The following is a 26628-nucleotide window of genomic DNA, read 5'->3' as shown; positions in this document are numbered from 1 at the left end:
CCGGTTGGCATCCACCCCGCACGACGTTCCAGAGGATCCCGCCCATGGCCACCCCCCACCCGCGCACCGCGTGGCTGACCGCGCTCACCGGCGCGGCCATCGCCGCCGGCACCCTGACCGGCACCCCCGCCGCCGCCCTCACCGGCGACCCGACGCCCAACGGCTCCTACGCGTTCACCGCGAAGCTCGACATCGGCGCCGGCAACCGGGTCTGCACCGGCACGCTCGTCGACCCGAGCTGGATCCTCACCGCCGCGGGCTGCTTCGCCGACGACCCGGCCCGGGCCACCGCCCTGCCGGCCGGCGCCCCCAAGGACCACACCACCGCCACCGTCGGCGGCGTCGGCGCGGACGTCGTGCAGCTGGTCCCGCGTCAGGACCGCGACCTGGTGCTGGCCAAGCTCTCCCACCCCGTTTTCGGCACCGCCCCGGCCGCCGTCGCCACCGTGCCGGCGACGCCCGGGGACGCCCTGCGGGTGGTCGGCTGGGGCCGGACCAAGGACGAGTGGCTGCCGCAGCAGACCCACACCGGCACCACGGCCGTCACCGCCGCGGACGCCACCGCCCTCACCCTCACGCCCAAGACCGCGGGCGGGGCGGTGTGCAAGGGCGACGCCGGCGCGCCCGTGCTGCGCGAGAAGAACGGCGGCGTCGAGCTCACCGGCATCGCCACCCGCTCCTGGCAGGGCGGCTGCCTCGACGAGACCGAGACCCGCAACTCCGCCCTCGCCTCCCGGACGGACGACCTGGCGGGCTGGGTCGGCTCCACCGTCGCCCAGGGCGGGCCGGTGCTGGCGCCGGGCACGCGGATCGAGTCCGGCCGGACCGTGACCGGCAAGGACCTCCAGCTCGCGATGCAGGCCGACGGCAACCTCGTCGTCACCCACCGCGGCATCTCCGGCGGCGTGCTGTGGAGCAGCAACACCGGTGGCAACCCGGGCGCGTACGCCACCGTGCAGGAGGACGGCAACTTCGTCGTGTACCGCGCCGGGGCGAGCGGCGGCACCGGCGCGCTGTGGGCGTCGGGCACCTTCTGGTCGCCCGGCTCCTACGTCAGGCTCCAGGACGACGGCAACATCGTGGTCTACAAGAAGGACGGCGGCACCGAGACCGGCGGCGCCCTCTGGTCCACCGGGACCCAGCAGTTCGCCCCCGTCCTCGTCGGCGAGACGCCGATCCGGGCCGCCCGGTGGACGTCGGCCCGCTCCACCGTCCTGGAGATGCAGCCGGACGGCAACCTCGTGCTCTACCGCAAGAGCGACGGCGTGCCGCTGTGGAGCAGCAAGACCAGCGGCAACCCCGGGGCCTGGCTGGCCATGCAGGCCGACGGCAACGTCGTCGTCTACCGCGCCGGGGCGAGCGGCGGCACCGGCGCGCTGTGGGCCTCCGGCACCTTCTGGTCCCCCGGCGCCTACCTCAAGCTCCAGGACGACGGCAACCTGGTCGTCTACAAGAAGGACGGCGGCACCGAGACCGGCGGCGCGCTCTGGAGCACCAGCACGTTCGCCTGATCGACCGTCAGGCTGTGCCGACTGTCGCATGGTTCGACGGTCACTCGTGGGCGCTGATCTCCCCGCCGACGCCGAGCACGAGGTAGACGCCGTTGGCGTCCAGCCCGGCGTCGTGCTGGTCGGCGTCCAGCGTGCCGTCCACCGAGCCGTCGCCGCCGAGGATCTTCGCGCGGTAGTGGAGGTCGCCGACCTTGGTGACCTCGGCCGTCCAGCCCCCCGCGAGCTGGAAGGTGCCCGGCCCCTGCTGCGCGCCGCCCATCCAGGCGTGCACCGTGCCGTCCATCGCGAGCACGACGAACATGTCGTTGGCGTCCACGCCGGCGTCGTGGCCGTTCGCCTCCACCGTGCCGTAGACCTGCCCGTCGTGGACGATCTTGGCGAGGTAGTGCAGTTCGCCGAGCTGCTGGATCTGGGCGGTGCTGCCGTCCGGCAGCGGCTGGGTGCCCGCCGGGGACGCCCCCTTGCCCGTACCGGACGGCGGGGCGGTGCGGTTGGCCGCGGGCGTGCCGGGAGCCGCGGTGGGGCTGCGCGTCGCCGGGGAACCGGTGGGCCTGCCCGGGGCGGCGGCTGACGCGGTGTCAGCCGGCAGCGAGGAGGCCGGCAGCGAGGAGGCGGGCAGCGAGGAGGCGGGCAGCGGAGAGCCGGCGGGGGCGACCGAGACGGCGGCACTCGGCGCGGCGGCGCCGTGCGAGCCGGACGTGCTGCTGCACGCCGTGGCCGCCGGCACCAGCAGGGCCGCGGTCAGCACGGTGCCGGCCAGCGTACGGACGGCGGGGGTGCGGCGGGTCGCCGAGAGGGGCATGCGGGATCTCCTGCGCGAAGTACGGTTGGGAGCACGCCCGTTGCCCGGGTCGACCCGAACGGGGCCGGCGGGCGGCGCAACGGCGTGCACGATCGACCGTAGTGCGCGGCGTCGACGGAATGACGCCTTCCGTGTCACCGGAATGTCACACCGCTGCCCGAACGTCCCGGGCCGGTGGCCGTCCGACCTGCTCACACGCCGGAGGGCCGCCGGGATTCCCGGCGGCCCTCCACCCACTGCGGCGTAGCACTGACTCCCGACGGGGCGTCAGCGGCCTTGCAGGGATTTGACGTTGTCGCCGAAGGTCCAGCCCAGCGAGCCGTCCCAGTTGATCGACCAGGTCATCAGCCCCTTCAGCGATCCGTTGAAGGAGTTCCACGACTGGCTGACCAGGCTCGGGGCCATGTAGCCGCCACCCGCGCCCGGTTGGGCCGGCAGGCCGGGCACCTGCTTGTCGTAGGGCACCTTGATGGTGGTGCCCTGGATGGTCAGGCCGTTGTTCAGGCAGGTGGTCTGGGCGGTGAAGCCCTGCACGGTGCCGGCCTGGTAGGAGTCGCCCGAGCAGCCGTACATGCTGCCGTTGTAGTACTGCATGTTCAGCCACCACAGCTGGCCGTTGTCGGCGTACTTCTTGACGATCGGCAGGTAGGCGCCCCAGATCGAGCCGTAGGTCACGCTGCCGCCGGTGACGTAGGCGGTCTCCGGAGCCATCGTCAGGCCGAAGCCGGCCGGCATCTGGGAGAGCACGCCGTCGATGATCCGCTCCAGGTTCGCCTGGGAGGCCGAGAGCGTGTTGATGTCACCGCTGCCGGACAGGCCGGTCTCGATGTCGATGTCGATCCCGTCGAAGTTGTACTGCTTCAGGATCGGCACGACGGTCGCCACGAACCGGTCGGCGACGGTGCTGGAGCTCAGGTCGATGCCGGCGGAGGCGCCGCCGATCGACATCAGGATCGTCGCCCCGGCCGCCTTCGCCTGGCACATCTCGGCGGGGGTCGCGACCTTGACGTTGGTGTCCATGCCGTCCTGCCACTCGACGGTGCCGTCCGAGAGGATCACCGGGAAGGCGGCGTTGATGACGTTGTAGCCGTTCGCGGCGATCCGGCTGTCCGTGATCGGGATCCACCCGAGGCCGGGGTGCACGCCGTTCAGGGCGCCGTCCCAGTTCTCCCAGTAGCCCTGCAGCACCTTGCCCGACGGCCTGGGCTTGGTGGGGCAGGTCGCACCGGTCGGCGGCGTGCTGGTCGGGGGCGCGGTGGTGGGCGGCGCGGTCGTCGGAGGCGCCGTGGTCGGAGGCGCCGTCGTGGGCGGCGCGGTGGTGGGCGGCGCCGAGGTCGGGGGCGTCGAGGTCGGGGGCGTCGAGGTCGGGGGCGCGGTCGTCGGCGGGGGGCTGCCGCCGCCGGGGCCGGTGAGTGACACGTCGTCGGCGTAGTACGCGGGCTGCCCGTACCAGCCGTGCAGGTAGACGGTCACCGACGTGGTGCTCGCCCCGGTGGTGAACCCGACGCTGAGCTGGCTGTACGACGGGCTGCTCGGCGTCCAGGTGGACGGGTCCGAGGCCGCGCCGGTGCCGGTAGCGCCGAGGTAGACGTAGCTGCCCTCGACGTAAGCGCTCAGCGTGTACTGGGAGTTGGGCTGGACGCTGATGGTCTGGCTGCACTGGGCGGTGTCCTGGCCGGTCGGCGTGGCCTGGAGCGCCGCGGCGCCGGAGTGCACCGGGCTGCTGACGGTCGTCGCGGTGGCGCCGGAGCAGGTCCAGCCGGCGAGTCCGCTCTCGAAGCCGGGGTTGGTGACCAGGTTGGTGGTGGCGGCCCCGGCCGTCACGGTCCCGCTGACCGCGAGGCCGGCGCCGATGACGGCCGCGGCGCTCGCCCCGGCGAGGGCGCGCCGCAGGGTGGTCGAGCCGGGGACGGCGCTGGTCCGGTGGAGCCTCGGCGCGCGTTCCACGACCGCTCGCGGGGGGCGTGAACTGCCTGGCCTTGGACGGAACATGGTGCGATCCCTTCCCGCCGGGCGTCCGGCGGGTGACCGGCGCGTGGGGGCGTGACGCCCGGCTGTGGGTGAGGTGGGGACATGTGGGGCTGTGCCGGACCGGATCGTAGGAGGGGCACCAATGACCGTCAATAGGTCTGGACCATTGCTAGGGATGCGGGCCCGCCGGGCAAGGGTGGCCCGGTCTCCATGCATCCCGAAGATTCGAGCATTCGTTCGAATTCGATAGGATGGGCCCATGAGCAGCCACTTGCAGGGGTCTCTCTTCGAAGCCGGTGCCGAACCCGGGCTCGGGTCACTGGACGGTCTGCGCCGGGTCGAGTTGGGGCACGGTGCCTGGGTGGACCACCTGCCCGGCTGGCTGACCGGCGCCGACGAGTTGTTCGAGTCCCTGGTCGGGTCCGTCCCCTGGCGGGCCGAGCAGCGCACCATGTACGACCGGGACGTCGCCGTCCCCCGCCTGCTCGCCCGCTACCGCGGCGGACAGGCGCTCCCGCACCCGCTGCTCGACCAGGCGCGCGACGCGCTGAGCGAGCACTACCGGCCCGAGCTCGGCGAGCCCTTCGTCTCGGCCGGCCTGTGCTACTACCGCGACGGGCGGGACAGCGTGGCCTGGCACGGCGACCGGATCGGGCGCGGCGCGACGACCGACACCATGGTCGCGATCGTCTCGGTCGGCGAGCCGCGCCAGTTGCTGCTGCGCCCGCTCGGCGGCCGGACGACGGCCGGCTACCCGCTGGGGCACGGCGACCTGCTGGTGATGGGCGGCTCCTGCCAGCGCACCTTCGACCACGCCGTCCCCAAGACCGCCAAGCCGGTCGGGCCCCGGATCAGCGTGCAGTTCCGCCCGCACGGCGTCTCCTAGGCACGGCCCCCCGTGGCCGGCGCGGCGAAGGCGCCGCCGGCGCCGAACGCCAGGCGCGCGAAGTTCTCGCCGATCCGGCGGTGGGCCGCGGGATCGGGGTGCAGGCCGTCGGGCAGCGGGAGTTCGGCGTGCTCGCGCTCGCCGTACAGCTCGCGGCCGTCGAGGTAGTGCAGGCCGGGGTCCTCGGCCGCCCGCTGCTCGACGATCCGGGCGAGCTCGGCCCGGATGACGTTGAGCGTCAGGCGCCCGGCGGCACGCTCGGCCGGATCGCCGGTGGCCTTGAACCTCAGGGCCCCACCCGCGAAGTCGGGCATCAGCGGGCCCGGGGTGTCCTCCTGGACCGGGCACAGGATCGGCGAGACGACCAGCAGCGGCACCTCCGGGTGCCCCTCGCGGATGGTGTCGAGGAACCCGTGCACGGCGGGACCGAAGGCGCGCAGCCGCATCGCGTCGGCGTTGACGATGTTGATGCCGATCTTGACGCTGATCAGGTCCGCCGGGGCGTCGCGCATCGCGCGGGCGGTGAACGGGTCGAGCAGCGCGCTTCCGCCGAACCCGAGGTTGACCAGCTCCACCCCGCCCCGCGCGGCGGCCAGGGCCGGCCAGGTGCCGGTCGGGTGGGCGGCGTTCGAGCCGTGGCTGATCGAACTGCCGTGGTGCAGCCACACCTTGCGCCCGTGCCGCGCTGACGGTTCGACAGGGGCGTCGGTGCGCAGGGCGATCAGCTCGGTCGCCTCGGTGTGCGGGAGCCAGATCTCCACCTCCTTGGCGTGCCCCGGCAGCCCGGTGAAGCGTGCGGTCCCGGCCGGGCCGGCACGCAGTTCGAAGGCCTGGGTGACCATGTCGGTGATCACCCGCAGGTTGCCGCCGGCCACCGTGGCCCGGCCGGCGTGGCGGCCGTCGACCAGCAGGTCGTAGACCCCGTCGGCGGGGGCCGGGAGGCCCTGGTAGACGCGCTTGGTGGGCAGCGTCTCCAGGTCGATCCGGGTGGCGCGGGTGCGGAAGGCCAGTCGCACGCCGGAGGGCTGGGCCTCGGCCACGGCCAGTTGGTCGTCGGGGATCTGACGGCGTGCCCGGGCGGGCAGCCGGTGCGGGAGCAGGCCCCGCGCGGTCGGCTCCAGGTCGAGGTGGCCGCGCACCAGGTCGGGGGTGATGGGCGTGGTGATCGGGGTGGTGGTCCAGCCGTGGTCGGCGTCAGCGACGCCGGCGGGGTCGGTGGTGCGTTCGGTCGTCATGTCCGTTGCCTCAGCGTTCGCGCAGCATGGTGTCGAGGGAGTCCACGATCCAGGCCCAGGACTGCCGGGAGTCGGGCGTGCTGTGGTCGAAGCCGCCGGCCAGTTCCAGGTCGACGTAGCCGTGCACCACGCTGCCGAGCAGCCGGACCGCGTGCGTCTGGTCGGGCTCCGCCAGCGCGTAGCCGCGCAGGATCGCCCGCGTCATCTGCGCGAGCCGCACCCCCGCGCTGGCGGCCGCCGTCTCCCCGTCCAGGCGCAGGCGGGTGGCGGCGTAGCGGCCGGGGTGCTCCTTGGCGTAGTCGCGGCAGGCTTCGGCGAAGGCGGCCAGCGCGTCCTTGCCGGCGCGTCCGGCCAGGGCGGCGGACACCTGGTCGGCGAGTTCCTCCAGCGCCAGCAGCGCGATCCTGGTCTTCAGGTCCTGCGAGCTCTTCAGGTGCGAGTAGAGGCTCGCGGCCTTGACGTCGAACCGCCGGGCGAGCCCGGAGACGGTCACCTGGTCGAACCCGACCTCGTCGGCCAGCTCCGCGCCCGCCTGGACCAGGCGCTCCACGGTCAACCCGGCTCTGGCCACGGTCTCTCCCTCCATCGACTACAGCCATTATGCATCTTCCTAATAGCTGTAGGCAAAATGGGGTGCACCGTAGGTGCGCTGCCAGCGGCGCGCTCAGACCGACGAGGCGGTCACCACCGGCTGCGGGGCACTCTGGTGGCCCGCCGGGTAGCGCGGGCGGCGCACCAGCATCAGGGCCAGCAGCACGGCCAGGCCGCCCGCCGCGCAGGTCATCGAGAAGGCCGCCGAGTAGCCGTGACCACCCGCCAGCCGCCCCGCGGCGACCACCGCCAGGCCCTGACCCGCGATCATCCCGCTGCCCAGGAACGTCATCGCCTCCCCCATCCGGTCAACCGGCGCGATCCGCTCCACCAGGCCGAACAGCGCGATCAGCGCCGGGGCGACGGCGAGGCCGATCGCGGCCACCGCCAGCGTCGCGCCGACCGCCCCCTCGACCAGCAGCAGGGTGAGCGCCAGCAGCGCCTGCGCCGCCAGCGCCACCCGCAGCCGCACCGTCAGGTCGAAGCGCTCGCTGAACGCGGCCAGCAGGACCCCGGCCGCCGCACTGGTGGCGCCCATCGCCGACCAGACCAGGCCGCCGACGCCGGCGTCACCCCGGGCCAGGTCCTGCACGCCGGTGTTGGTCGCCCCGAACACCATGCCCTGCAACGCCGCCACCGCCAGCAGCACCAGCAGCGGCCGGGAGAGCAGCCGGCCCGTCCGCACGGCGCGCGGCGCCGCCCCGGGGGCGCTCGGGTGCAGGGCGAACACCGTGCCGAACACCGCCATCAGCACCGCGGCGCAGACCAGCCCCGCCGCCGGGTGCACCGCCCAGGCGAGGATCCCCACCAGCGCTGGGCCGACCACGAAGCTCGCCTCGTCCACCACGGCGTCGAAGGACAGCGCGCTGCCGACGAGTTCGCGGCCGTCGCGGTGACGGCTCGCCAGGTCGATCCAGCGCGTCCGGGACAGCGGGCCGATCTGCGGCACCGTCAGGCCGGCCAGCAGCGCGCAGCCGGCCTGCACCGCCAGGGGCCAGCGGGCCAGGGTGGCGAGCACCAGGGCGGTGGTCATCAGGGCGTTGGCCACCGAGGCGGCGAGGATCACCGGCCGGTGCCCCAGCCGGTCCGCCGACCGGCCGAGCACCGGCCCGCCCACCGCCTGCCCCGCCCAGAGCACGCCCGCGACGATGCCGCCGCGGGCCACCCCGCCGAAGGCGGTGACCATGAGCAGCGTGCCGGTGGGGCAGAGCGCGGCCGGCAGGCGGGCGAGGAAGGAGACCACGGGCAGCCGGGGCCCGGCGAGCCGGACGACTCCGTGCAATGCGCTACGGGCGGACAACGGGCACCTCTCGACGGCGTCGGCACGGGCTCGGCGACCGGCCGGCCGACCCCGCCAGCAAGTATCCGCAACCCGGGCGGCCGCTGACAGGGGGCCAAGAGGCTTGGTGCGGTGGGGACATGGGAGCGACGGCCGTGATCGACTGTGTCCCCCACTAGACCGCACCGCCGCACGCCCGGGCACCGGTGCCGTCCACCAACCCCGGGCCGCGCCCGCCGGGCGAGAACTGGACCTTCCTCCAGCGGACCTGGCGCCCGCTCAGTGCGCAACCGCCCGCGCGGGCCGGATCGGCTGTGCCCGCAGCCCGGGCGAGGTGAGCCCGAGGTCGCGGTCGTCCCGGCCGGCGGCCAGGTGGTCGAGCCAGCGTTCGTACCAGGCGAGGAAGTCGCGGGCCGAGGAGACGGTCGGGCCCCAGAACCCGTCGGCGTTGCCGATGAGCACGCGCCCGGCGAGCGGGCCGGTCACGCCGAGCAGGACGAGGTCGCTGCAGCCGCGCTCGACGACGTGCAGGAACAGGTCGCCCCGGCGGGTCGGCCGGTGGGCCCGGTGGAACCCCCTCGGGCCGACTCCGGCGGTCGCGGGGTCCATGGTGAAGAGCGTGCAGCCCTGCAGCGGGATCAGTCCGTAATAGGGAGCCGCACCGCTGCCGCCCAGCAGCGTGAGGAAGTCCCGGTAGGGCCCGGGGACTTCGACGTCGTGCTCGGCCTCGAAGGCGGCCGCCCGCGCCTCGGGCAGGCGCGGTCCGAGCCGGAAGCCGTGCCGCTCCTCGCCGAAGGAGTGGCTCCGGCCGGGCGTGTGGGGGATGCGGGCCAGCTTGCGTCGCAGGCGCGGGATGCGGGAGTCCATGCGGGGCTCTTCTCGTGTCGCGCCGCAGGGTATCAGCCGGGCCTGCGGCTTGACCGGCCGTCAGGCGCTCGGCAGGGCGGGCACGGTTTCGCCCAGGGCGAAGACGGACGCTCTCCCGGCACGCGTTTCCGCCGACGGTGAAGGGCCGCCCCGCCAGGGGCCGGTGCGCGCTACGGTCGGGCCATGAAGACGGTCACCACACGCACGGTCGCGTATCCGGCCGACGGCCTGACGATGGTCGGGCACCTGGCGCTGCCCTCGGGGGCCGGCCGCCGGCCCGCGGTCCTGCTCGGCCCCGAGGGGCCGGGGCTGGACGACGTAGTGCGCCGGCGGGCCGAGGCGCTCGCCGAGGCGGGCTACGTCGCGTTCGCCTTCGACCTGCACGGCGGGCGCTGGATCCGCGACCCGCAGGAGATGCTGGACCGGGTGATGCCGCTGCTCGCCGACCCCGACCGGATGCGCGGCATCGGCCGGGCCGCGCTCGACGTGCTGTGCGCCGAGCCGCGCACCGATCCCGGGCGGATCGCCGCGATCGGCTACGGCACCGGGGGCTTGATCGCGATGGAGCTCGGGCGGGCCGGGGTCGACCTGCGGGTGATCGGCACGGTCAATGCGCTGTTCCCGGGCCGGCCGGGCGAGGCGGCGAACATCCGCTGTCCCGTCTGGGCCGGGGTGGGATCGGAGGATCCGATCATGTCCGCCGAGCAGCGCGACGCCTTCGCCGCCGAGATGCAGGGCGCGGGGGTGGACTGGCGGCTGGTGGTCTACGGCGGGGCCAAGCACGCCTTCCACCAGCCGTCGGGGGGTCAGAAGCTGGTGCCCGGGGTCGCCTACCACCCCGAGCACGCGCAGCGCGCCTGGCGCGACGTCCTCGCGCTGCTCGCCGAGTGCGTGCCGGTCTGACGGTCCGACAGTTCGACGGTGGGTCAGCCCCGTCTGCGTCAGACGTCGGTGGGCCCGGTCAGGTGGGCGACCACCTCGACCGGGTCGAGGGTGATCAGGCCCTGGGTGACGACCTCCTCCGCCTGCGGCAGGAAGTCGCGCAGCCGGCGCTCCTCGTCGACGATCACCACGGCGACGGGGAGGTCCTCGGCGAGGTCGAGCAGCCGGGCGGTGTGGATCAGCGAGGCGCTGCCGAAGCCCTCGACGCCGCGGAAGACGCTCGCCCCGGCCAGCCCGGCCCGGTGGGCGCGCTGGACGATCTCGGTGTAGGCCGGGTGGTGCCGGTAGCGGGCGGTCTCGCCGAGGTAGACGGTCATCCGCAGCGCGGGCCCGCTCAGCGGGGCGCGCGGTTCGCGGGCCGGCTCCGGCTCGTCGTGGTGACGGTGGATCAGCGGGCTCATCGGGCACGTCCTCGGGTCGCGGCGCTCGGCCCGGCGACGGCGCCCGGCTGCGGGGCCGGGCGCCGGGGCGGGGCGCGGGGTGGGCGCGACTGTACAGCGCCCGCCCCGCGCCGGGCGGTAGGACACGCAGCGGCGGCCGCGGCTCAGCCGAGGTCGAGGAGCTGTTCGTGGAAGCCGCCGAACCCCCGCGCGGAGTCGACCAGGTGGACCTCCAGGATCCAGTGGCAGACCCGCCCGGCCCGGTCGGTGCGGCGCATGGGCGTGGTGTTGCCGGGCGCGATGTAGGACTCGATCTCGGCGGCGTCGATCTTCTCGTGCGGGAACTCGCCGACGAGGTGCCCGGCGTGGCCGGTGCCGCCGAGCGTCCAGCCCGCCTCCCGGGCGAGCCGCGCGATCTCGGCGTGGAGCTGGGCGCCGGTGATGTCGGGTTGCTCGGCGAAGTAGCGGCGGCCGGCCTCGAACACGACGGGCAGGTCCGCGGCGAGGCGCAGCTTGCCGGGGTCCTCGCCCAGCACGTAGGTGCGGCCGAGGTCGGCTTCGAACTCCTCGAAGATCGGGCCGAAGTCGACGAAGGCGATGTCGTCGTGCTCCAGGACCCGGTCCGGCGGGTTCTCCTTGTAGGGGAAGAGGGTGTGCGGTCCGGATCGGACGATGCGCTTGTGCCAGTGCTTGGTCGTGCCGAACATGTCGTTGGCCAGGTCGCGGATCCGGTCGCCGATCGCCTGCTCGCTCTCGCCCGCGGCGATGATCCCGCGCCTGGCCACCTCGTCGAAGAGGTCGGTGGCCTTCTGCTGGGCGTCGAGCAGCCGGCGGGCGCGGTGGTCCTCCGCCGTCGCGCTGTCGACGTAGACCCAGGCCTTGGCACCCGAGCGCAGCTCGGCCTTGATGCGCAGGTAGTCCTCGACCTCGTAGTGGTCGGCGGCGTCCAGCTCCGCGGGGCTGAGGGTGAGGACGGTGCCCTCGATCGCGTCGCCGGGATCCTCGGACCGCACCGCCATCGGGTGCCGGTCGCTGCCGCTGTCGGCGATCACGGCGGGATCGGTGATCGTCACCGTGTCCAGCCGGAAGCCGGGCAGCGCGTCCGCGCTGCCGACGAGCTCGCGCCCGAACCGGGCCCGCTGGACCTGCGGGAGTTGCAGCGTCCCGTACGAGAACAGCAGTTGGTCGGACACCTGAACCCCCAGGAGACGTGGCACTTGCTAGCTGATCCCTTAGCCTACCGTGGCATTTGCAAGGGTCGACTCGTGATTCCGCACACGTCCGAACCGGTGTCGGCGAGTGCCGGCCGGTGGCTCACACCCGGGCGGAGCGGGCGTGAGGCCGGGTTAACGTCCTGTGCACCTGCGGTGTGACGTCCGGGTAATCCGTTCCTCCTACGGTGAGGGCCGTGGGAACTCCCCACCGCCCGGGGCGCCGTGCAGGCGAGCGCCCGGGCGAGGACCGCGATCCCCGGGGAGGGCTCTCGATGGCTGTGCCAGGACCGGGGACCGGTACCGACAGCGCGCGGACGGTCTGCTCGTACTGCGGTGTCGGCTGCGGGATCGTCCTGGACCTCGAACGCGGCGCCGACGGCCGACGAACCGTCACCAAGGTGTCCGGCGACAAGGCCCACCCCGCGAACGGCGGGCGGCTGTGCACCAAGGGCGCCACCCACGCCGACCTACTGGCGGCCCCCGGCCGCCTGGAGACCGCGCTGGTGCGCACCGCCCGCGGCGAACCCGCGACGCCGGTCGACGTCGACGCGGCGGTGGCGGCGGTCGCCGGGCGACTGCGCGCGGTGCTGGACGAGCACGGCCCCGACGCACTGTCCTTCTACGTCTCCGGGCAGCTGTCGATCGAGGCGCAGTACCTGGCCAACAAGCTCGCCAAGGGCTTCGTGCGCACCAACCAGATCGAGTCCAACTCCCGGCTGTGCATGGCCTCCGCCGGTTCCGGCTACAAGCTGTCGCTGGGCGCGGACGGCCCGCCCGGCTCGTACGAGGACTTCGAACGGGCGGACGCCTTCTTCGTGATCGGCGCGAACATGGCCGACTGCCACCCGATCCTGTTCCTGCGGATGATGGACCGCGTCAAGTCCGCCGGGGCGAAGCTGATCGTCGTCGACCCGCGCCGCAACGCCACCGCGGACAAGGCCGACCTGTTCCTGCCGATCAAGCCCGGCACCGATCTGGCGCTGCTGAACGGCCTGCTGCACCTGCTCGTCGAGAACGGCCACGTGGACACCGCGTTCGTCGCGGAGTTCACCGACGGCTGGCCGGAGCTGGTCGAGTTCCTGGCGGACTACCCGCCGGCGCTGGTCGCCGAGACCACCGGCCTGCCGGAGGCGGACATCCGGCTGGCGGCACGGTGGATCGGCGAGGCCGGGGAGTGGATGAGCTGCTGGACGATGGGCCTCAACCAGTCCACCCACGGCACCTGGAACACCAACGCGCTGGTCAACCTGCACCTGGCCACGGGGGCGATCTGCCGCCCCGGCTCCGGCCCGCTCTCCCTGACCGGCCAGCCCAACGCGATGGGCGGCCGGGAGATGGGCTACATGGGACCCGGCCTGCCCGGGCAGCGCTCGGTGCTGGTGGACGCCGACCGGGCGTTCGTCGAGGAGCTGTGGGGGATCGAGCAGGGCGCGCTGCGCACCGGGGTCGGCCGCGGCACCGTCGAGATGTTCGAGCGGATGGCCGCCGGCGACATCAAGGCGTGCTGGATCATCTGCACCAACCCGGTCGCCTCCGTCGCCAACCGGAAGACCGTGATCCAGGGTCTGGAGGCCGCGGAGCTCGTCATCACCCAGGACGTCTTCGCCGAGACCGAGACCAACGCCTACGCGGACGTGGTGCTGCCCGGCACGCTGTGGGCCGAGTCCGACGGCGTCATGATCAACTCGGAGCGCAACCTCACCCTGGTCCCCGGTGTGCTCACCCCGCCCGGCCAGGCCACCCCCGACTGGCAGTTGATCGCCCGCGTGGCCTGCGCGATGGGCTTCGCCGACGCGTTCGGCTACACCTGTGCCGAGGAGGTCTTCGACGAGCTGCGCCGGGCCTGGAACCCCACGACCGGGTGGGACCTGCGCGGCGCGGACTACCAGCGGCTGCGCGAGGGCCCGGTGCAGTGGCCCGCCGCCCCCGGCGCGGGCTCCCGCAACCCGATCCGCTACCTCAACGACGGGATCAGCCAGACCCTGGTCGAGCGCGCGGACGGCACCCGGCCCCGGCTGGTCTTCCCCACCGCGAACGGGCGGGCGCAGTTCTTCGCCCGCCCGCACCTGCCGGCCGCCGAGCTCCCCGACGACGACTTCCCGTTCGTCCTCAACACCGGCCGCCTCCAGCACCAGTGGCACACCCTCACCAAGACCGGCAAGGTCGCCAAGCTGAACAAGCTCAACCCCGGACCTTTCGTCGAGGTCCACCCGCAGGACGCCGCCGGGCTGGGCGCCGTGGACGGCGACCGCATCGAGGTGGCCTCCCGCCGGGGCCGGGCCATCCTGCCCGCGCGGGTCACCGACCGCGTGCGGCCCGGCGACTGCTTCGCGCCCTTCCACTGGAACGACCTCTTCGGCGAGTACCTCTCCGTCAACGCCGTCACCAACGACGCCATCGACCCGATCTCCTTCCAACCGGAGTTCAAGGTCTGCGCCGTCGCGCTGCGCGTGGTGGCGGCCCCGACCCCGCCCCCGACACCGCAGGAAGGCGCCGCCGTGCCGGCCGATTCTCACACCGCTGCTCCCCGGCTCCTGCCCGTTCCCCAGCAGGCCGGTGCCGTGGGTGCGCTGGCCGCGCTGCTCGGCCTGCCCGACCTCACCCCGCCCGACCTCACCGAGACGGAGCGCCGCTACCTGGCCGGGTACCTCACCGGTGTGACCGCGGCGCCGCCGGCCGGTGTGCCGGTGCTGCCCGCCGGTGCGCCGTTCGCCCCGGCGACGTCGCTGTGGGTCGACGGCGTGCTGGCCGGGATGTTCTCCCGGACCGCCGTCCCCGCGACGCCGGTCGCGCTGCCGCCCCCGGGCCCGTCCGCCGACGACGACGCCGGCGGTGACGCGGCCGCGCCCGCCCGGCGGTTGCTCGTCCTGTGGGCCTCGCAGACCGGCAACGCCGAGGACTTCGCCGCCGACGCGGCCGCCCGTCTCACCGGGACCGGCCGCGCCGCCACCCTGGTCGCCATGGCCGACGCCGCCCCGGGGCAGCTCACCGCCGACACCGACCTGCTGGTCGTCACCAGCACCTTCGGCGACGGCGAAGCCCCCGACAACGGAGCCGACTTCTGGCACTGGCTGACCGCCGACACCGCGCCCCGGCTGGACGGAGTGCGCTACTCGGTGCTGGCGTTCGGCGACTCCAGCTACGACGACTTCTGCGGCCACGGCCGCCGCCTCGACGAGCGCCTCGCCCAACTCGGCGCCACCCGCCTGCACCCGCGCACCGACTGCGAACCCGACTTCGACGAGCCCGCCGGCCGATGGCTGGACCAGGTCACCGCGGCCCTCGCCGCCCCTGCGGCGAGACAGCCCGCCCATGCGCCGGCCGCACCCGCTCCCGCGGCTCTGCCGGCCCGCGCGCCGCAGTCCGCACCTGCGGGCCCGTCGAAGGCGTCCCCGTTCGCCACCCTGCTGATCGGCAACCGCGTGCTCAGCCTGCCCGGATCCCAGAAGGAGGTACGGCAGTTCGCCTTCGACACCCGGGGCGGTGAGCTCGCCTACGAGGCCGGCGACGCCCTCGGCGTGTGGCCGACCAACGGCTCCGGGCTCGTCGCCGAGTGGCTCGCCGTCACCGGCCTCGACGCCCGCGACGGCGTCGCGCTGGCCGGTGACGGCGTGCTCCCCCTCGGCGAGGCCCTGCGCACCCGCCTGGACATCGCCCGCATCACCCCGGACCTGCTCAGGTTCGTCGCCGAACGCACCGCCGACCGCGACCTGCGCCGGCTCCTGCGCCCCGACAACAAGGACGAGCTGGCGAAGTGGAGTTGGGGTCGCCAGGCCGCCGACGTGGTCGGCGCCTTCCCGGTCCGGGCGAGCGCCGCCGAGTGGGTCGGGGTGCTCAAACGTCTCCAGCCGCGCCTCTACTCCATCTCCTCCAGCCCGCTCGCCCACCCGAGCGAGGTCCGGCTCACGGTGTCCGTCGTCCGCTTCGATGACCCGGGCCGCGACCGCGGGGGCGTCTGCTCGACCTACCTCGCGGACCGCGCCGACGACGGCCCGGTGCAGGTCTTCGTCCAGCGCTCGCCCCACTTCAGGCCGCCCGCCGACCCCGCCGCCCCCATGATCATGGTCGGGCCGGGCACCGGTGTCGCACCGTTCATCGGGTTCCTCGAAGACCGCGAGGCCCGGGGGCACACCGGCCCCAACTGGCTGTTCTTCGGCGAGCAGCGCGAAGCCACCGACTTCTACTACCGCGAGGAGCTCCAGGCCCACCACGCCCGCGGCCACCTGGACCGTCTCGACCTCGCCTTCTCCCGCGACCAGCGCAACAAGGTCTACGTCCAGGACCGGATGCGCGAGCACGGCCCCCGCCTGTGGCGCTGGCTCCAGGACGGCGCCCACTTCTACGTCTGCGGCGACGCCGGCCGCATGGCCAAGGACGTCGACCAGGCGCTGCGCGAGATCGTCGCCACCCACGGCGGCCTCGGCGAGGAGGACGCGGCCGCGTACGTCAGGCAGTTGGCGGCCGACAAGCGCTACGTCCGTGACGTCTACTGAACGGGCCGCGCGGCGCCGTCAGGTTCCCGCGCCCGTCCGCCAGCGGATCGGCAGCTCCTTGAGCCCGTTCTGGAAGTTCGACACCAGTCGGGCGGGTGGCTTCCCATCAGCTGACTCCAACTCGGGCAGCCTGAACAGTGTCTGACGGAGCATCAGCCTCATCTGCAGGCGGGCCAGCTGCGCTCCGAGGCAGAAGTGCGGACCGTAGCCGAAGCTGACGTGGTCGTTCGGCGTGCGCCCGATGTCGAAGCGGTCCGGCTCCGGGAAGACCGTCTCGTCCCGGTTGGCCGAGGCGTGGTAGACGACCACCTTCTCGCCCGCCCGGATCAACTGGCCGCCCAGCTCGACGTCCTGAGTGGCGGTCCGCCGGAAGTCCAGCACGGGCGGCCAGAACCGGAGCATCTCCTCGACCGCCGGGTCGAGGAGATCGGGGTTGCGGAGCAGGAGACGGTACTGGTCCGGGTGGCCGAGCAGCGTGTACAGGCCTCCGGGCAGCGCGTTGCGCACGGTCTCGTTGCCGGCGACCGCGAAGAGGAAGAACGCCGTCTCGAACTCCTCGGTGCTCAGGCCGCCTTCGCGCATCCGGGCGAGCAGGCTGCCGGGGCGGGGGCGGGCGGCGAGGCCGTGGGCGTAGCCGAACATGTCGGCCAGGGCGGCGCGGGAGCGGGGGTTGACGGGGCGGCCGTCGGGGGCGGCGCGGGTCGGCCGGGCGGCGAGGGCGGTCCGGCCGAGGTCGGTGAGGCCGGCGGGGTCGACCGTGTCGGAGTCGGCGTAGTCGGCGTCCTGGTAGCCGATCACCCGGTTCGACCAGTCCACCAGCAGCTGCCGGTCCTGTTCGGGCACGCCGAGGATCCAGGCGAGCGTGCGCACCGGCAGGTCGGCGGCCAGCCGCACGAAGTCGGCCTCGCCCGAGCCGCGCACCGAGTCGACCAGGTCCCGGGCGCACGAGTCGATCGCGGTGGCCAGCTCGGCCAGCGCCCGGGGCGTGAACGCCGCCGCCATGATCCGCCGCAACCGCGCGTGCTCGGGCGGGTCCTGGTTGAGCATCATGGTCCGCGCGAACTCCAGGTCGCCGGCGGTGTCGGGGTCGCGGATCTGGGTCGCGCCCGCGTGGGAGGAGAACACCTGCGGGGTGCGCAGCACGTGCTTCACGTGGGCGTGCCGCAGCACCGCCCAGTACCCCGGCCCGGCCGGCCACTCCCCCACCGGCGGTTCCTCGACCCGCACCACCGGCGCCGCTGCCCGCAGTTCGCGGAAGAGGTCGTACGGCACGCCGTCGGCGTACGTCTCGGGACGGAAGATCCGGTTCACCCGCGCCTGATCAAGAGCCACGCCGATCGACGGTACGCCAGCGCCGCGCGGTGGGCCAGGGTGCCGGCGGGGCCGGTCAGCTGTCGGGGTCGGCGCAGGCGCCGACCCCGCAGCCGTTCGCCGGGGAGTCGTTCGCCGCGCAGCCGTGCAGTGGGGAGCCGTTCGCCACGCAGCCGTTCGCCGGGGAGCCGATCGGCACGCCGTTGGTGCGCAGCACCTCGCGCAGGTCCAGGATCAGCGGGAAGACCTCGTGGTTGCGGTCGCCGCCCTGCTCGTCCCAGGCCCGCTGCTCGGCCTCGACCGCCGTCCGGTCCTCGGCGAACACCCGCTCGGTGAAGCGCCTGATGAACGGCCAGGCCAGCCGCAGCGCGCCGGGGATCCGGGGCTTCTCGATCATCAGCAGGCCGTAGGCGTGGCAGCTGCGCTGCTCGGCGTCCTCGGGCACGTACGCGACCCAGAGGCGGAAGGCGGGGCGCTCGGCGCCTTCCGGAACGAGGTCGAGCGTCTGGTACGGGTACTCGGTGCGGATGGTCATGACGTCGCTGGAGTCGCGGCCGCCGAGGCCCTCGCCGGCCAGCAGGTTCGCGCCCCGGTTCCGCTTGCCCCCGGTGTGCGTGAACAGGTACCTGGCCTCCACCGACCGGGCGTCGGTGCGGCGGTCCAGCAGTTCGGGGCGGAGCTTGCCGACCACGCCCCGGTGCAGGAACTGGTGGTTCATGTCGAGCAGGTTCTCGTGCATGAACGAGTAGTGGCAGCGCACGGTCCGGGAGAACGTCATGGTCTGGTAGGCCTGCGTCCCGAAGGCCGGCAGCTGCGGCAGTCCGGTGACCGCCGCCTTCTGCGGGTCCCCCGGGAAGACGAACACGAAGCCGTACGCCTCGCGGACCGGGTAGCCGCGCACGCCGCGCGGCGGCCGGCCGTCGCCCTTGGACAGGTAGGGGATCTGCGAGATGCGGCCGTCGCCGCGGTAGGCCCACGCGTGGTAGCAGCAGCGCAGGGTCTCGCCGTCCACGACGCCCATGCTGAGCGGCACCTGACGGTGCGCGCACCGGTCCTCCAGTGCGTGGACGGTGCCGCTGCGGCCGCGGTAGAGGGCGATGCGCTCGCCGGCGAAGGAGGTCGCGATCACCCGCCCGGTGCGCACCCGCCGGGACAGCGCGACCGGGTACCAGAAGTCCGGGTGCGCCCCGACGCGCCGCAGGTCGGGTCGGTTGGCGTCCGGGGCGGGGCGCACCGCCTGCCGCTCGCTCCTGGCGTCGATCTCCGTCATGCCTCTCCCTAGCCCGGGGACTTCGGCTGCGCGCCGCCCTGGGCCGGGTCGGTGACGCCCCGTCGGGCGGCACCGGCCCGCCGACCCCGGCGAGCCCATCGCCGTCCATCCTCCCGGCCGCCCGGTCCGGTCGGCCCGCCCAGCGCCCCGCAGGGGTGAGCGGATCGGCGAACCGGCCCAACGCGCGACTGCCGAACGGCGCGCTTTCCCGAACGCGCCGGGCGGGATGCGACGGCCGGGCGCGGATCCCGCTAGGGTCGGCCAATGGCGAAGTACTTCGACGTGCACCCGGCCTCTCCGCAGCCGCGCACCATCAGCACGGTGGCCGACAGCCTCCGCTCCGGGGCCCTGATCGCGTACCCGACCGACTCCTGTTTCGCCCTGGGCTGCCGGCTGGACAACCATGACGGGCTGGAGCGGATCCGGTCGATCCGGCGGCTGGACGAGCGCCACCACTTCACCCTGATGTGCGTGGACTTCGCGCAGCTGGGGCAGTTCGTCCGGCTCGACAACAACGTCTTCCGCGCCGTCAAGGCCGCGACGCCGGGCAGCTACACCTTCATCCTGCCCGCCACCAAGGAGGTGCCGCGCCGGCTGATGCACCCGAAGAAGAAAACGGTGGGGGTCAGGATCCCCGACCACACCGTCACCAGGGCCCTGCTCACCGAGCTCGGTGAGCCACTGCTCTCCAGCACCCTGCTGCTGCCCGGCGAGGACGAGCCGATGACGCAGGGGTGGGAGATCAAGGAGCGGCTCGACCACCTGCTGGACGCCGTGGTGGATTCGGGCGACTGCGGCACGGAGCCCACGACGGTGATCGACTTCTCCAGCGGTGCCGCGGAGATCGTCCGGCGCGGGGCGGGCGACCCGGCGCGTTTCGAGTGACCTGCCTGTCCTGCCGGCGCCCCGCTGATTGATGGTCCGTCAGTTCGACTCCGCTGGTGACGCGTTCGCCACCGGGGCGGGTGGCGTCGGCGAGGCGCATGTGCTGAGATGAATGAAGTGATCGGTAGTGGCCACATCCGTTGACGCCTGTTCGATGATGCTGGCATGCTCCTGGCAGCAATGGTGAACGCCTGAGCGACAAGGCACACGTCTCACTCACCGAACACTCACCGAAAGGGATTCGTCCCCCATGCGCCGTACCGCTGCCGTCCTGATGACCACGCTGCTGGCCTCCGCCGCGGCCCTCACCGCCCCCGCCGCCGCGCAGGCGGCCGCCCCCAGCACCGCCAAGGCCGCCCCGGCGTCGACCGCGGTGAAGAACGCCCCGGCCGCGCCGATGGCCGGCAGCTGCAACGCCTTCGCCGCGGGCGGCGGCACCGTGGTGGGGATCTGTACCGGCATCGCCGCGAACCAGATCTGGCACGTGCAGGCGCAGTGCCAGTACTACATCAACGGCAACGGCCCCTTCACGACCTTCGCGATCGGCGGCCCGGTGGTGGGCCCCGGGCAGAGCACCGCCCAGTGCGGCTTCAACGACACCATCCTGTTCGAGCAGGTCGTCTTCACCGGCGTCGTGCCGCCGCCGGTGTCCGGCCCGCAGGGCCAGATCACCGGCTACGTCGGCAAGTGCATCGACGACCAGGGCGCCAACACCGCCAACGGCACCCCGATCCAGATCTACGACTGCAACGGCACCAACGCCCAGCACTGGACCGTCGCCACCGACGGGACCCTGCGGGTGCTCGGCAAGTGCATGGACGTGACCGGCGGCGGCACCGCCAACCACACCATGGTCCAGCTCTACGACTGCAACGGCACCGGCTCGCAGCAGTGGAAGGCGCAGGCCAACGGCTCGCTGGTCAACCCGCAGTCCGGCCGCTGCCTGGACGACCTGGGCTTCGGCACCAACAACGGCAACCAGCTCGGCATCTGGGACTGCAACGGCGCCGCCAACCAGGTGTGGAACCTCCCGCACTGATGCCCCGTGGGGGCGTGGGCGTGACCGCCGCTCACGCCTCGCCCGCCCGGGCCAGGCCCGACTGGTAGGCGATCACCACCAGTTGGGCCCGGTCGCGGGCGTCCAGCTTGGCCATCGCGCGGTTGACGTGGGTCTTCGCGGTGAGCGGGGTGATGAACAGCCGGGCGGCGATGTCCTCGTTGGACAGGCCCGCCGCGACCAGGGTGACCACCTCCAGCTCGCGGGCGGTGAGCGCGGACAGCCGGGCCGGCACGCCGTCCGGCAGGGCGGGCTGGGCGAGGAAGCGGCTGATCAGCGAGCGGGTGGCGGCGGGCGAGAGCAGGGCCTCGCCGGCGGCCACCACCCGGATCGCGGTGAGCAGTTCCTCCGGGTCGATGCCCTTGCCGAGGAACCCGCCGGCGCCGGCCCGCAGCGCCTCCGCGACGTAGCCGTCGTTCTCGAAGGTGGTCAGCACCAGCACCTTGACCGCGCCCAGCTCCGGGTCGGCGGTGATCTCCCGGGTGGCGGCCACGCCGTCCAGCTCGGGCATCCGGATGTCCATCAGCACCAGGTCGGGCCGCAGGGCCCGGGCCATGGTGACGGCCTGGCGACCGTTGCCCGCCTCGCCGACCACCTCCAGGTCCTCGGTGGAGTCGATCAGCAGGCGGAAGGTGCCGCGCAGCAGGGCCTGGTCGTCGGCGAGCAGCACGCGGATGGTCATGGGTCAGCCCTTGGGTCGCAGGGGGAGTTCGGCGTGCACCCGGAAGCCGCCGCCCGGGCGCGGGCCGGCGCTCAGGGTGCCGCCGGCGGAGCGGGCGCGCTCGTGCATGCCGATCATGCCGTGGCCGGTGCCGGGTCCGCCGCCGCGGCCGTTCCCGTCGTCGGTGACGGTGATGGTCAGGGCCGCGGCGCCGGTCTCCAGCCGGACCAGGGCGGCGCCCGCCCCGGCGTGCTTGTGGGTGTTGGTCAGCGCCTCCTGGATGATCCGGTAGGCGGTGAGCTCGGTCAGCTGGGGCAGTTCGCCGTCGGGGCCGCCGCGCTCCAGGCCGACGGTGAGCCCGGCGTGCCGGAAGGAGTCGAGCAGCGCCGGCAGGTCGGCCAGCCCGGGGGTGGGCTCGCGCGGCTCCTCGCCGTCGTCGCGTCCGCGCAGCAGGCCGACGGTGGCGCGCAGTTCGTCCAGGGCGGCCCGGCTGGTGTCGCGGATCCGCTCCAGCGCCTGGTAGGCGTGCTCGGGGTCACGGCGCATCAGGTGGTGGGCGACGCCGGCCTGGGCGTTGACCAGGGTGATGTGGTGGGCCACCACGTCGTGCAGCTCGCGGGCGATCCGGATCCGCTCCTCGGTGACCCGTTTCTGGGCCTCGGCCTCCTTAGTGCGTTCGGCGCGCTCGGCCCGTTCGCGGTAGGAGAGCAGCAGTTCGCGGCGGCTGCGCAGGGCGTCGCCGAGCGCGATGGCGGCGCCGGTCCAGCCGAGCACGCCGAGGTTCTCGGCCAGCCGCTCCACACCGGGGCGGAAGAGCAGGCCGGAGAGGAGCAGGACGGCGGCCGAGGCGCAGCCGGTGCGCCAGGAGGTGGCCCGGTCGGTGGTGACGGCCACCCAGTAGAGGGCGAAGATCACCGAGATCGGGGTGGAGGCCACGGCGGGGGTGAGCGCGAAGCTGAGCTCGCAGGCCAGCACGGTGGCCGCGGCGACCGGGATCGGCCAGCGGCTGCGGACGAGCAGCGGCAGGCAGGAGAGCAGCAGCACGGCCATGGTGACCGAGACCCGCTTGTGCTGCTGGTAGGCGGTGGTCAGGGCGATCGGCACGCCGATCGCCAGGCAGATGAGGGTGGCGATGACGTCGGCGAGGGCGGGCCGCATCCGCTGCCAGTCCCGGTACCGTTCGATCATCGCCACCCCTCCACCTTAGGTGCGCCGGTCAGCGCGGACCGACCACCGTGAGCTCGGGCGCGCGGGCCGGCTCCGGGTCGGGTTCGCCCTCGACGGACACGTGCGGCAGGACCCGGTCGAGCCAGCGCGGCAGCCACCAGTTGGCCCGGCCGAACTTGTGCATCAGCGCCGGGACCAGCACCAGGCGCACCAGCAGCACGTCGGCGAGCACCGCCACGGCGAGGCCGACGCCGAACTCGGCGATCATGCGCTGGCCGCCGAAGACGAAGCTGGCGAACACCGAGCCCATGATCACGGCGGCGGCGGTGATCACCAGTCCGGTCTCGCCGTGGCCGACCCGGACGGAGCGGCGGTTGTCGCCGGTGCGGTGCCACTCCTCGTGCATCCGGCTGATCAGGAAGACCTGGTAGTCCATCGAGAGGCCGAACAGGATCGCGATGATCATGGTGGGGGCGAAGGCCTCCACCGGTCCGGCCGCGCCGGCGCCGAGCGCCTCCGATCCCCAACCCCACTGGAAGACCGCGATGATCGCGCCGAACGCCACGCCCATGGTGAGCAGGTTCATCACGGCGCCGAGCAGCGGTACCAGCAGGCTGCGGAAGGCGATCATCATCAGCAGGCAGCCGAGGCCGACGATGATGGCGACGAACAGCGGCAGCTTGCCGGTGAGCACGTCGGCGAAGTCGGCCGAGGTCGCGGTCGCGCCGCCGACCAGCACCTTCAGGCCGGTGCCGTGCTCGGCCTGCGGGATCACGTCGTGGCGCAGGTGGGTGATCAGGTCCGAGGTCTGCGCGGACTGCGGCGAGGTGGTCGGCACCACGCTGACGGCGGTGACCTGCTGGCCGGGCTTGGCCGGCAGCTCCGCCACCCGGGCCACGCCCGGCGTCGTCTTCAGCTCGGTGACCAGGTGGTCCAGCGCCTGCTGGTCCTGCGGCCCGCTGGTCTCGGCGACCAGCAGCAGCGGCCCGTTGGAGCCGGGGCCGAAGCCCTGGGCCATCAGGTCGTAGGCCTGCCGGGTGGTGCTGGTCTTCGGGTTGTTGCCCGCGTCGGAGCTGCCGAGGCGCAGCGAGAGCACCGGCAGCGAGACGGTGACCAGTACCAGGAGCGCGATCAGGGCCTTGCTCAGCGGCCGGGCCTCGACCTTCTTCGCCCAGCGGCCGAAGGCGCCGCTGTCGTTGTGGTCCTGCGTCACCCCGGCGGCCAGCTGGCGGCGCTGACGGCGGCTCAGCACCCGCAGCTTCAGCAGGCCGAGCAGCGCGGGCAGCAGGGTGGTGGCGGCCAGCACGGTGAAGGCGACGGTGAGCGCGGCGCCGATCGCCATGCCGTTCAGGAAGCCGATGCCGAGCACCAGCATGCCGAGCAGCGCGACCACCACGGTGGCGCCGGCGAAGACCACGGCGCGCCCGGAGGTGTTCAGCGCCCGGACCACCGACTCCTCGACGCTCAGGCCGGCCATCAGGCCCTTGCGGTGCCGGTTGACCACGAAGAGCGCGTAGTCGATGCCGACGCCGAGGCCGACCAGCGAGGCCAGCGTCGGCGCGGTGTCGGCGAGCGAGACGGCGTGGCTGAGCATGCCGATGCCGAGCACGCCGGCCCCGACCCCGGCCGCGCCGGTGACCACCGGCAGCACGGCGGCCCAGGCCGAGCGGAAGATCAGCAGCAGGATGGCGAGCGCGGCCATGATGCCGACCAGCTCGCTGGTGCCGCCCATGTGCTGCTCGGTCTTGCCGATCGCCGAGCCGCCCGCCTGCACGTCCAGCGCCGGGGTGCGGGCCTGGTCGGCGAGCTTGACCACCTGGTCGGCCTCGCTGGTGGAGACGTGCATCGCGTCCTGGTCGAAGACCACCTGCGCGTAGGCGGTGCGGCCGTCAGCGCTGATCTGCGCGGCGCCGTGCGGGCCGTACGGGCTGGAGACGGAGGCGATGCCGGGGCTGTGCGCGATCGCGTCCAACGCGCCGGCCATCCGGTCCTTGACCGCCGGGTCGGTCACCGGGGTGCCGTCGGTGGTGTGCCAGACGACGGTGTCCTGGTCGCCGGCGGCCGCGGGCAGGCTCGACTTCAGCAGGTCCATCGCCTGGCTCGACTCGGTCGAGGGCAGCGAGAGGCTGTTGCTGTAGGCGGTGCCGACCTTGCCGGACACCACGCCGAGGCCCACCAGCAAGCCGAGCCAGAGCAACACGGTCACAACCCGGTGCCGGTGGCACCAGCGGGCAAGGACGGACATCGAACCTCCTGGATCTTGGAACCTTTCCAGGCTCCGGGATCGCGGCGGCCGCGTCGTCCGGCGGGCGCAGACACCTGGCCTGCTGCGTTCGCGGTACGCCGGGGATCGCGTACTGCGGACGCGGTGCGCGCACGTCCGGCCCCGGCGGTCGGGTGCGGGCCCGGCCGGACCGTGCCGTGCGGCCCCGACGGGCGTTGTACTTCGGGTGAACCGTGACGAGCAGCCCCGCACCGCCGACCCGCGCACGGCCTGGTCCCGCCGCGACGGGCCGGCCGACTTCCGGCAGGCCCCTCGGCAGGCCCCGCAGGAGGCGCTGCAGGACACGTTGCAGATCGACGCCTGTGCGAGCAGCTGGGCCGAGCTGGCCCTCGCGCTCTCGGACGCCGAGGTGCCGCTGGAGGTCGGCGACACCGCCGTGCTGCGCGCGCTGTCCAAGCTCGACCCCGTCACCATCGGCGTGCTGGCCCGCTGGCTGCGCACGGCGGGCGGGCGGCCCGGCGACCGGCGGGCAACGGCCACGGGAGAATGACCCGGTGACCCACCAACCGATGTCGCGCGGCCTGACCGCGTTGATCCCCACCGCCGCCGCCCCGGCCACCAGCAGCGCCGGCGAGCGGGCCGCCGCCCAGCTGCACCACCTGCGCACCGTCGCGCTGCCCGCCCCGGTGGTGGCCGCCGCCGTCGAACTGCTCGCCGACCGGATCCGCGACCCCGATCCGACGACCCGTCAGGCCGCCGCCGCGGTGCTGGCACACCTGACGGCGGCGCTCCAGACGCTGGACGGTTGACCTGCGTTTCTTGCGGAGGAGGGCGGCAGGTCGGCGCCCGGCAGGGCGTCGACCTGCTCCACGAGCCGTCGGCGCCGTTGCGACGGAGCGTCATAATAGAGTGGCGCCATGGACTACCGGACGCTCGGCACCAGTGGACTGCTCGTCTCCGTGGTCGGCCTGGGCTGCAACAACTTCGGCGCCCGCCTCGACGCGGAGCAGACCCTCGCGGTGGTGAACGCGGCCCTGGACGCCGGGGTGACGCTCTTCGACACCGCCGACATGTACGGCGGCGGGGGCGGCTCCGAGACGCTGCTCGGCCAGGCGTTGAAGGGGCGGCGCGACGAGGTCGTGCTGGCGACCAAGTTCGGCCACCAGCACGCGGACCTGGGCTACGGTCCGGCCGCCGGGGCGAAGGGCGGCCGGGCGTACGTGCGGCGCGCGGTCGAGGAGTCGCTGCGGCGGCTGCAGACCGACCACATCGACCTCTACCAGCTGCACACCCCCGACCCGCGCACCCCGATCGCCGAGACCCTCGCCGCGCTCAGCGAGCTGGTGCGCGAGGGCAAGGTGCGCTACGTCGGGCACTCCAACTTCGCCGGCTGGCAGCTCGCCGAGGCCGCGCACGTGGCCCGGGAGACCGGGGCCGTCCCGTTCGTCTCGGCGCAGAACGAGTGGTCGCTGCTGGAACGCGGCGCGGAGCGCGAGGTGGTGCCCGCGGCGCTGCACTACGGCCTCGGCGTGCTGCCGTACTTCCCGCTCGCCAACGGCATGCTGACCGGCAAGGTGCGCCGCGTCACGGGTGTGCCGGCGGGCTCGCGCCTGGCCTTGCGGCCCGAGCGGGTGACCGAGGCCGGGCTCGACACGGTCGAACGCCTCGCGGCCTGGGGCGAGGCGCACGGCCGGAGCGTCCTGGAGATCGGCGTGGGCGCGCTCGCCGCGCGGCCCGGCTGCGCCTCGGTCATCGCCGGGGCGAGCAACCCCGAGCAGGTGCGCGCCAACGCCGCCGCCGGGCAGTGGGTGCCGACGCCCGAGGAGCTGGCCGGGATCGACGCGGCGCTCGAAGCCCCCGGCTCCCCGTGACCCGGTGACCC

The 26628-nt window shown here is 73.8% G+C and carries 22 protein-coding genes and 1 pseudogene; 9 read left to right on the top strand and 14 right to left on the bottom strand.

Features of this window, described 5'->3' with window-relative positions:
* Positions 1-44 precede the first annotated feature (44 nt).
* Positions 45-1511, top strand: a complete 1467-nt coding sequence (locus tag FHX73_RS41745; protein ID WP_145911297.1) for a trypsin-like serine protease — start codon at positions 45-47, stop codon at positions 1509-1511.
* A gap of 40 nt (positions 1512-1551) precedes the next feature.
* On the opposite strand, the gene FHX73_RS41740 is transcribed toward FHX73_RS41745, so the two are convergent.
* Together FHX73_RS41740 and FHX73_RS47760 are read right to left on the bottom strand one after the other, a co-directional pair.
* Positions 1552-2313 (bottom strand): hypothetical protein, encoded by a 762-nt coding sequence (locus FHX73_RS41740; protein WP_145911296.1) that lies wholly within the window; start codon positions 2311-2313, stop codon positions 1552-1554.
* Between the two features lie 267 nt (positions 2314-2580).
* Positions 2581-4260 (bottom strand): carbohydrate binding domain-containing protein, encoded by a 1680-nt coding sequence (locus FHX73_RS47760; RefSeq protein WP_246214207.1) that lies wholly within the window; start codon positions 4258-4260, stop codon positions 2581-2583.
* Between the two features lie 283 nt (positions 4261-4543).
* Between FHX73_RS47760 and FHX73_RS41730 the strand changes: the two genes are divergently transcribed.
* A complete protein-coding gene (locus tag FHX73_RS41730) occupies positions 4544-5170 on the top strand; it encodes an alpha-ketoglutarate-dependent dioxygenase AlkB (RefSeq protein ID WP_145911294.1) in 627 nt (208 codons plus the stop codon).
* On the opposite strand, the gene FHX73_RS41725 is transcribed toward FHX73_RS41730, so the two are convergent.
* From FHX73_RS41725 to FHX73_RS41710, 4 genes are all read right to left on the bottom strand, one after another.
* Positions 5167-6405, bottom strand: coding sequence for a GDSL-type esterase/lipase family protein (locus FHX73_RS41725; RefSeq protein ID WP_145911293.1), 1239 nt, complete (start codon positions 6403-6405; stop codon positions 5167-5169). The genes FHX73_RS41730 and FHX73_RS41725 overlap by 4 nt on opposite strands.
* Positions 6406-6415: 10 nt before the next feature.
* Entirely contained in the window at positions 6416-6976 is a 561-nt protein-coding gene (locus FHX73_RS41720; RefSeq protein WP_145911292.1) for a TetR/AcrR family transcriptional regulator, read from the bottom strand.
* A 93-nt stretch (positions 6977-7069) separates the two neighbouring features.
* Positions 7070-8296: an MFS transporter gene (locus FHX73_RS41715; protein WP_145911291.1), complete on the bottom strand. Its 1227-nt coding sequence runs from the start codon at positions 8294-8296 to the stop codon at positions 7070-7072.
* Positions 8297-8554: 258 nt separating this feature from the next.
* A complete protein-coding gene (locus tag FHX73_RS41710; RefSeq protein ID WP_145911290.1) occupies positions 8555-9142 on the bottom strand; it encodes an SMI1/KNR4 family protein in 588 nt (195 codons plus the stop codon).
* Between the two features lie 183 nt (positions 9143-9325).
* On the opposite strand from FHX73_RS41710, the gene FHX73_RS41705 reads away from it, so the two are divergent.
* Entirely contained in the window at positions 9326-10045 is a 720-nt protein-coding gene (locus FHX73_RS41705; protein ID WP_145911289.1) for a dienelactone hydrolase family protein, read from the top strand.
* A gap of 38 nt (positions 10046-10083) precedes the next feature.
* Here the strand turns inward: FHX73_RS41705 and FHX73_RS41700 are convergent, their stop codons facing one another.
* The 3 genes and pseudogenes from FHX73_RS41700 to FHX73_RS46955 all read right to left on the bottom strand — a co-directional run.
* Positions 10084-10401: a DUF190 domain-containing protein gene (locus FHX73_RS41700; protein ID WP_246214225.1), complete on the bottom strand. Its 318-nt coding sequence runs from the start codon at positions 10399-10401 to the stop codon at positions 10084-10086.
* Positions 10402-10628: 227 nt separating this feature from the next.
* A complete protein-coding gene (locus FHX73_RS41695; protein WP_281292788.1) occupies positions 10629-11291 on the bottom strand; it encodes a M24 family metallopeptidase in 663 nt (220 codons plus the stop codon).
* A 39-nt stretch (positions 11292-11330) separates the two neighbouring features.
* Positions 11331-11657: pseudogene (locus FHX73_RS46955) on the bottom strand (gamma-glutamylcyclotransferase family protein); the annotation flags it as partial.
* A gap of 293 nt (positions 11658-11950) precedes the next feature.
* Here FHX73_RS46955 and FHX73_RS41690 point away from each other — a divergent pair.
* A complete protein-coding gene (locus tag FHX73_RS41690; RefSeq protein WP_145911286.1) occupies positions 11951-16171 on the top strand; it encodes a bifunctional nitrate reductase/sulfite reductase flavoprotein subunit alpha in 4221 nt (1406 codons plus the stop codon).
* 18 nt (positions 16172-16189) lie between these two features.
* Here FHX73_RS41690 and FHX73_RS41685 read toward each other — a convergent pair whose 3' ends face one another.
* Together FHX73_RS41685 and FHX73_RS41680 are read right to left on the bottom strand one after the other, a co-directional pair.
* A complete protein-coding gene (locus tag FHX73_RS41685; protein WP_246214206.1) occupies positions 16190-17503 on the bottom strand; it encodes a cytochrome P450 in 1314 nt (437 codons plus the stop codon).
* 55 nt (positions 17504-17558) lie between these two features.
* Positions 17559-18752, bottom strand: coding sequence for an aromatic ring-hydroxylating oxygenase subunit alpha (locus FHX73_RS41680; RefSeq protein WP_145911285.1), 1194 nt, complete (start codon positions 18750-18752; stop codon positions 17559-17561).
* Positions 18753-19016: 264 nt separating this feature from the next.
* On the opposite strand from FHX73_RS41680, the gene FHX73_RS41675 reads away from it, so the two are divergent.
* Positions 19017-19637, top strand: a complete 621-nt coding sequence (locus FHX73_RS41675; RefSeq protein WP_145911284.1) for an L-threonylcarbamoyladenylate synthase — start codon at positions 19017-19019, stop codon at positions 19635-19637.
* Positions 19638-19887: 250 nt separating this feature from the next.
* Positions 19888-20676: an RICIN domain-containing protein gene (locus tag FHX73_RS41670; RefSeq protein WP_246214205.1), complete on the top strand. Its 789-nt coding sequence runs from the start codon at positions 19888-19890 to the stop codon at positions 20674-20676.
* A gap of 31 nt (positions 20677-20707) precedes the next feature.
* Here FHX73_RS41670 and FHX73_RS41665 read toward each other — a convergent pair whose 3' ends face one another.
* The 3 genes from FHX73_RS41665 to FHX73_RS41655 are packed head-to-tail and all read right to left on the bottom strand — an operon-like array spanning position 20708 to position 24767.
* Complete coding sequence (locus FHX73_RS41665; protein WP_145911283.1) at positions 20708-21376, bottom strand: response regulator; 669 nt, start codon at positions 21374-21376, stop codon at positions 20708-20710.
* Between the two features lie 3 nt (positions 21377-21379).
* Positions 21380-22543 (bottom strand): sensor histidine kinase, encoded by a 1164-nt coding sequence (locus FHX73_RS41660; RefSeq protein WP_211786500.1) that lies wholly within the window; start codon positions 22541-22543, stop codon positions 21380-21382.
* 28 nt (positions 22544-22571) lie between these two features.
* Positions 22572-24767, bottom strand: a complete 2196-nt coding sequence (locus FHX73_RS41655) for an MMPL family transporter (protein ID WP_145911281.1) — start codon at positions 24765-24767, stop codon at positions 22572-22574.
* Between the two features lie 205 nt (positions 24768-24972).
* Between FHX73_RS41655 and FHX73_RS41650 the strand changes: the two genes are divergently transcribed.
* From FHX73_RS41650 to FHX73_RS41640, 3 genes are all read left to right on the top strand, one after another.
* Positions 24973-25296: a hypothetical protein gene (locus FHX73_RS41650; protein ID WP_145911280.1), complete on the top strand. Its 324-nt coding sequence runs from the start codon at positions 24973-24975 to the stop codon at positions 25294-25296.
* Between the two features lie 4 nt (positions 25297-25300).
* A complete protein-coding gene (locus tag FHX73_RS41645; RefSeq protein WP_145911279.1) occupies positions 25301-25555 on the top strand; it encodes a hypothetical protein in 255 nt (84 codons plus the stop codon).
* Positions 25556-25663: 108 nt separating this feature from the next.
* Positions 25664-26617 carry an aldo/keto reductase gene (locus FHX73_RS41640; protein ID WP_145911278.1) on the top strand — a complete coding sequence of 318 codons (954 nt, stop codon included), beginning with the start codon at positions 25664-25666 and terminating at the stop codon, positions 26615-26617.
* The last annotated feature ends 11 nt before the right edge of the window (positions 26618-26628 follow it).

This window comes from Kitasatospora viridis (assembly GCF_007829815.1).
Taxonomy (GTDB): domain Bacteria; phylum Actinomycetota; class Actinomycetes; order Streptomycetales; family Streptomycetaceae; genus Kitasatospora; species Kitasatospora viridis.
This window is presented reverse-complemented; position numbering and strand designations above follow the sequence as displayed.

Excerpts from the sequence above, each read along its gene's own strand:
- FHX73_RS41745 (WP_145911297.1), top strand. The coding sequence starts at position 45 with ATGGCCACCCCCCACCCGCGCACCGCGTGGCTGACCGCGCTCACCGGC.
- FHX73_RS41740 (WP_145911296.1), bottom strand. The coding sequence starts at position 2,313 with ATGCCCCTCTCGGCGACCCGCCGCACCCCCGCCGTCCGTACGCTGGCC.
- FHX73_RS41730 (WP_145911294.1), top strand. The coding sequence starts at position 4,544 with ATGAGCAGCCACTTGCAGGGGTCTCTCTTCGAAGCCGGTGCCGAACCC.
- FHX73_RS41725 (WP_145911293.1), bottom strand. The coding sequence starts at position 6,405 with ATGACGACCGAACGCACCACCGACCCCGCCGGCGTCGCTGACGCCGAC.
- FHX73_RS41710 (WP_145911290.1), bottom strand. The coding sequence starts at position 9,142 with ATGGACTCCCGCATCCCGCGCCTGCGACGCAAGCTGGCCCGCATCCCC.
- FHX73_RS41705 (WP_145911289.1), top strand. The coding sequence starts at position 9,326 with ATGAAGACGGTCACCACACGCACGGTCGCGTATCCGGCCGACGGCCTG.
- FHX73_RS41700 (WP_246214225.1), bottom strand. The coding sequence starts at position 10,401 with ATGACCGTCTACCTCGGCGAGACCGCCCGCTACCGGCACCACCCGGCC.
- FHX73_RS41690 (WP_145911286.1), top strand. The coding sequence starts at position 11,951 with ATGGCTGTGCCAGGACCGGGGACCGGTACCGACAGCGCGCGGACGGTC.
- FHX73_RS41680 (WP_145911285.1), bottom strand. The coding sequence starts at position 18,752 with ATGACGGAGATCGACGCCAGGAGCGAGCGGCAGGCGGTGCGCCCCGCC.
- FHX73_RS41675 (WP_145911284.1), top strand. The coding sequence starts at position 19,017 with ATGGCGAAGTACTTCGACGTGCACCCGGCCTCTCCGCAGCCGCGCACC.
- FHX73_RS41670 (WP_246214205.1), top strand. The coding sequence starts at position 19,888 with ATGCGCCGTACCGCTGCCGTCCTGATGACCACGCTGCTGGCCTCCGCC.
- FHX73_RS41665 (WP_145911283.1), bottom strand. The coding sequence starts at position 21,376 with ATGACCATCCGCGTGCTGCTCGCCGACGACCAGGCCCTGCTGCGCGGC.
- FHX73_RS41660 (WP_211786500.1), bottom strand. The coding sequence starts at position 22,543 with ATGATCGAACGGTACCGGGACTGGCAGCGGATGCGGCCCGCCCTCGCC.
- FHX73_RS41655 (WP_145911281.1), bottom strand. The coding sequence starts at position 24,767 with ATGTCCGTCCTTGCCCGCTGGTGCCACCGGCACCGGGTTGTGACCGTG.
- FHX73_RS41640 (WP_145911278.1), top strand. The coding sequence starts at position 25,664 with ATGGACTACCGGACGCTCGGCACCAGTGGACTGCTCGTCTCCGTGGTC.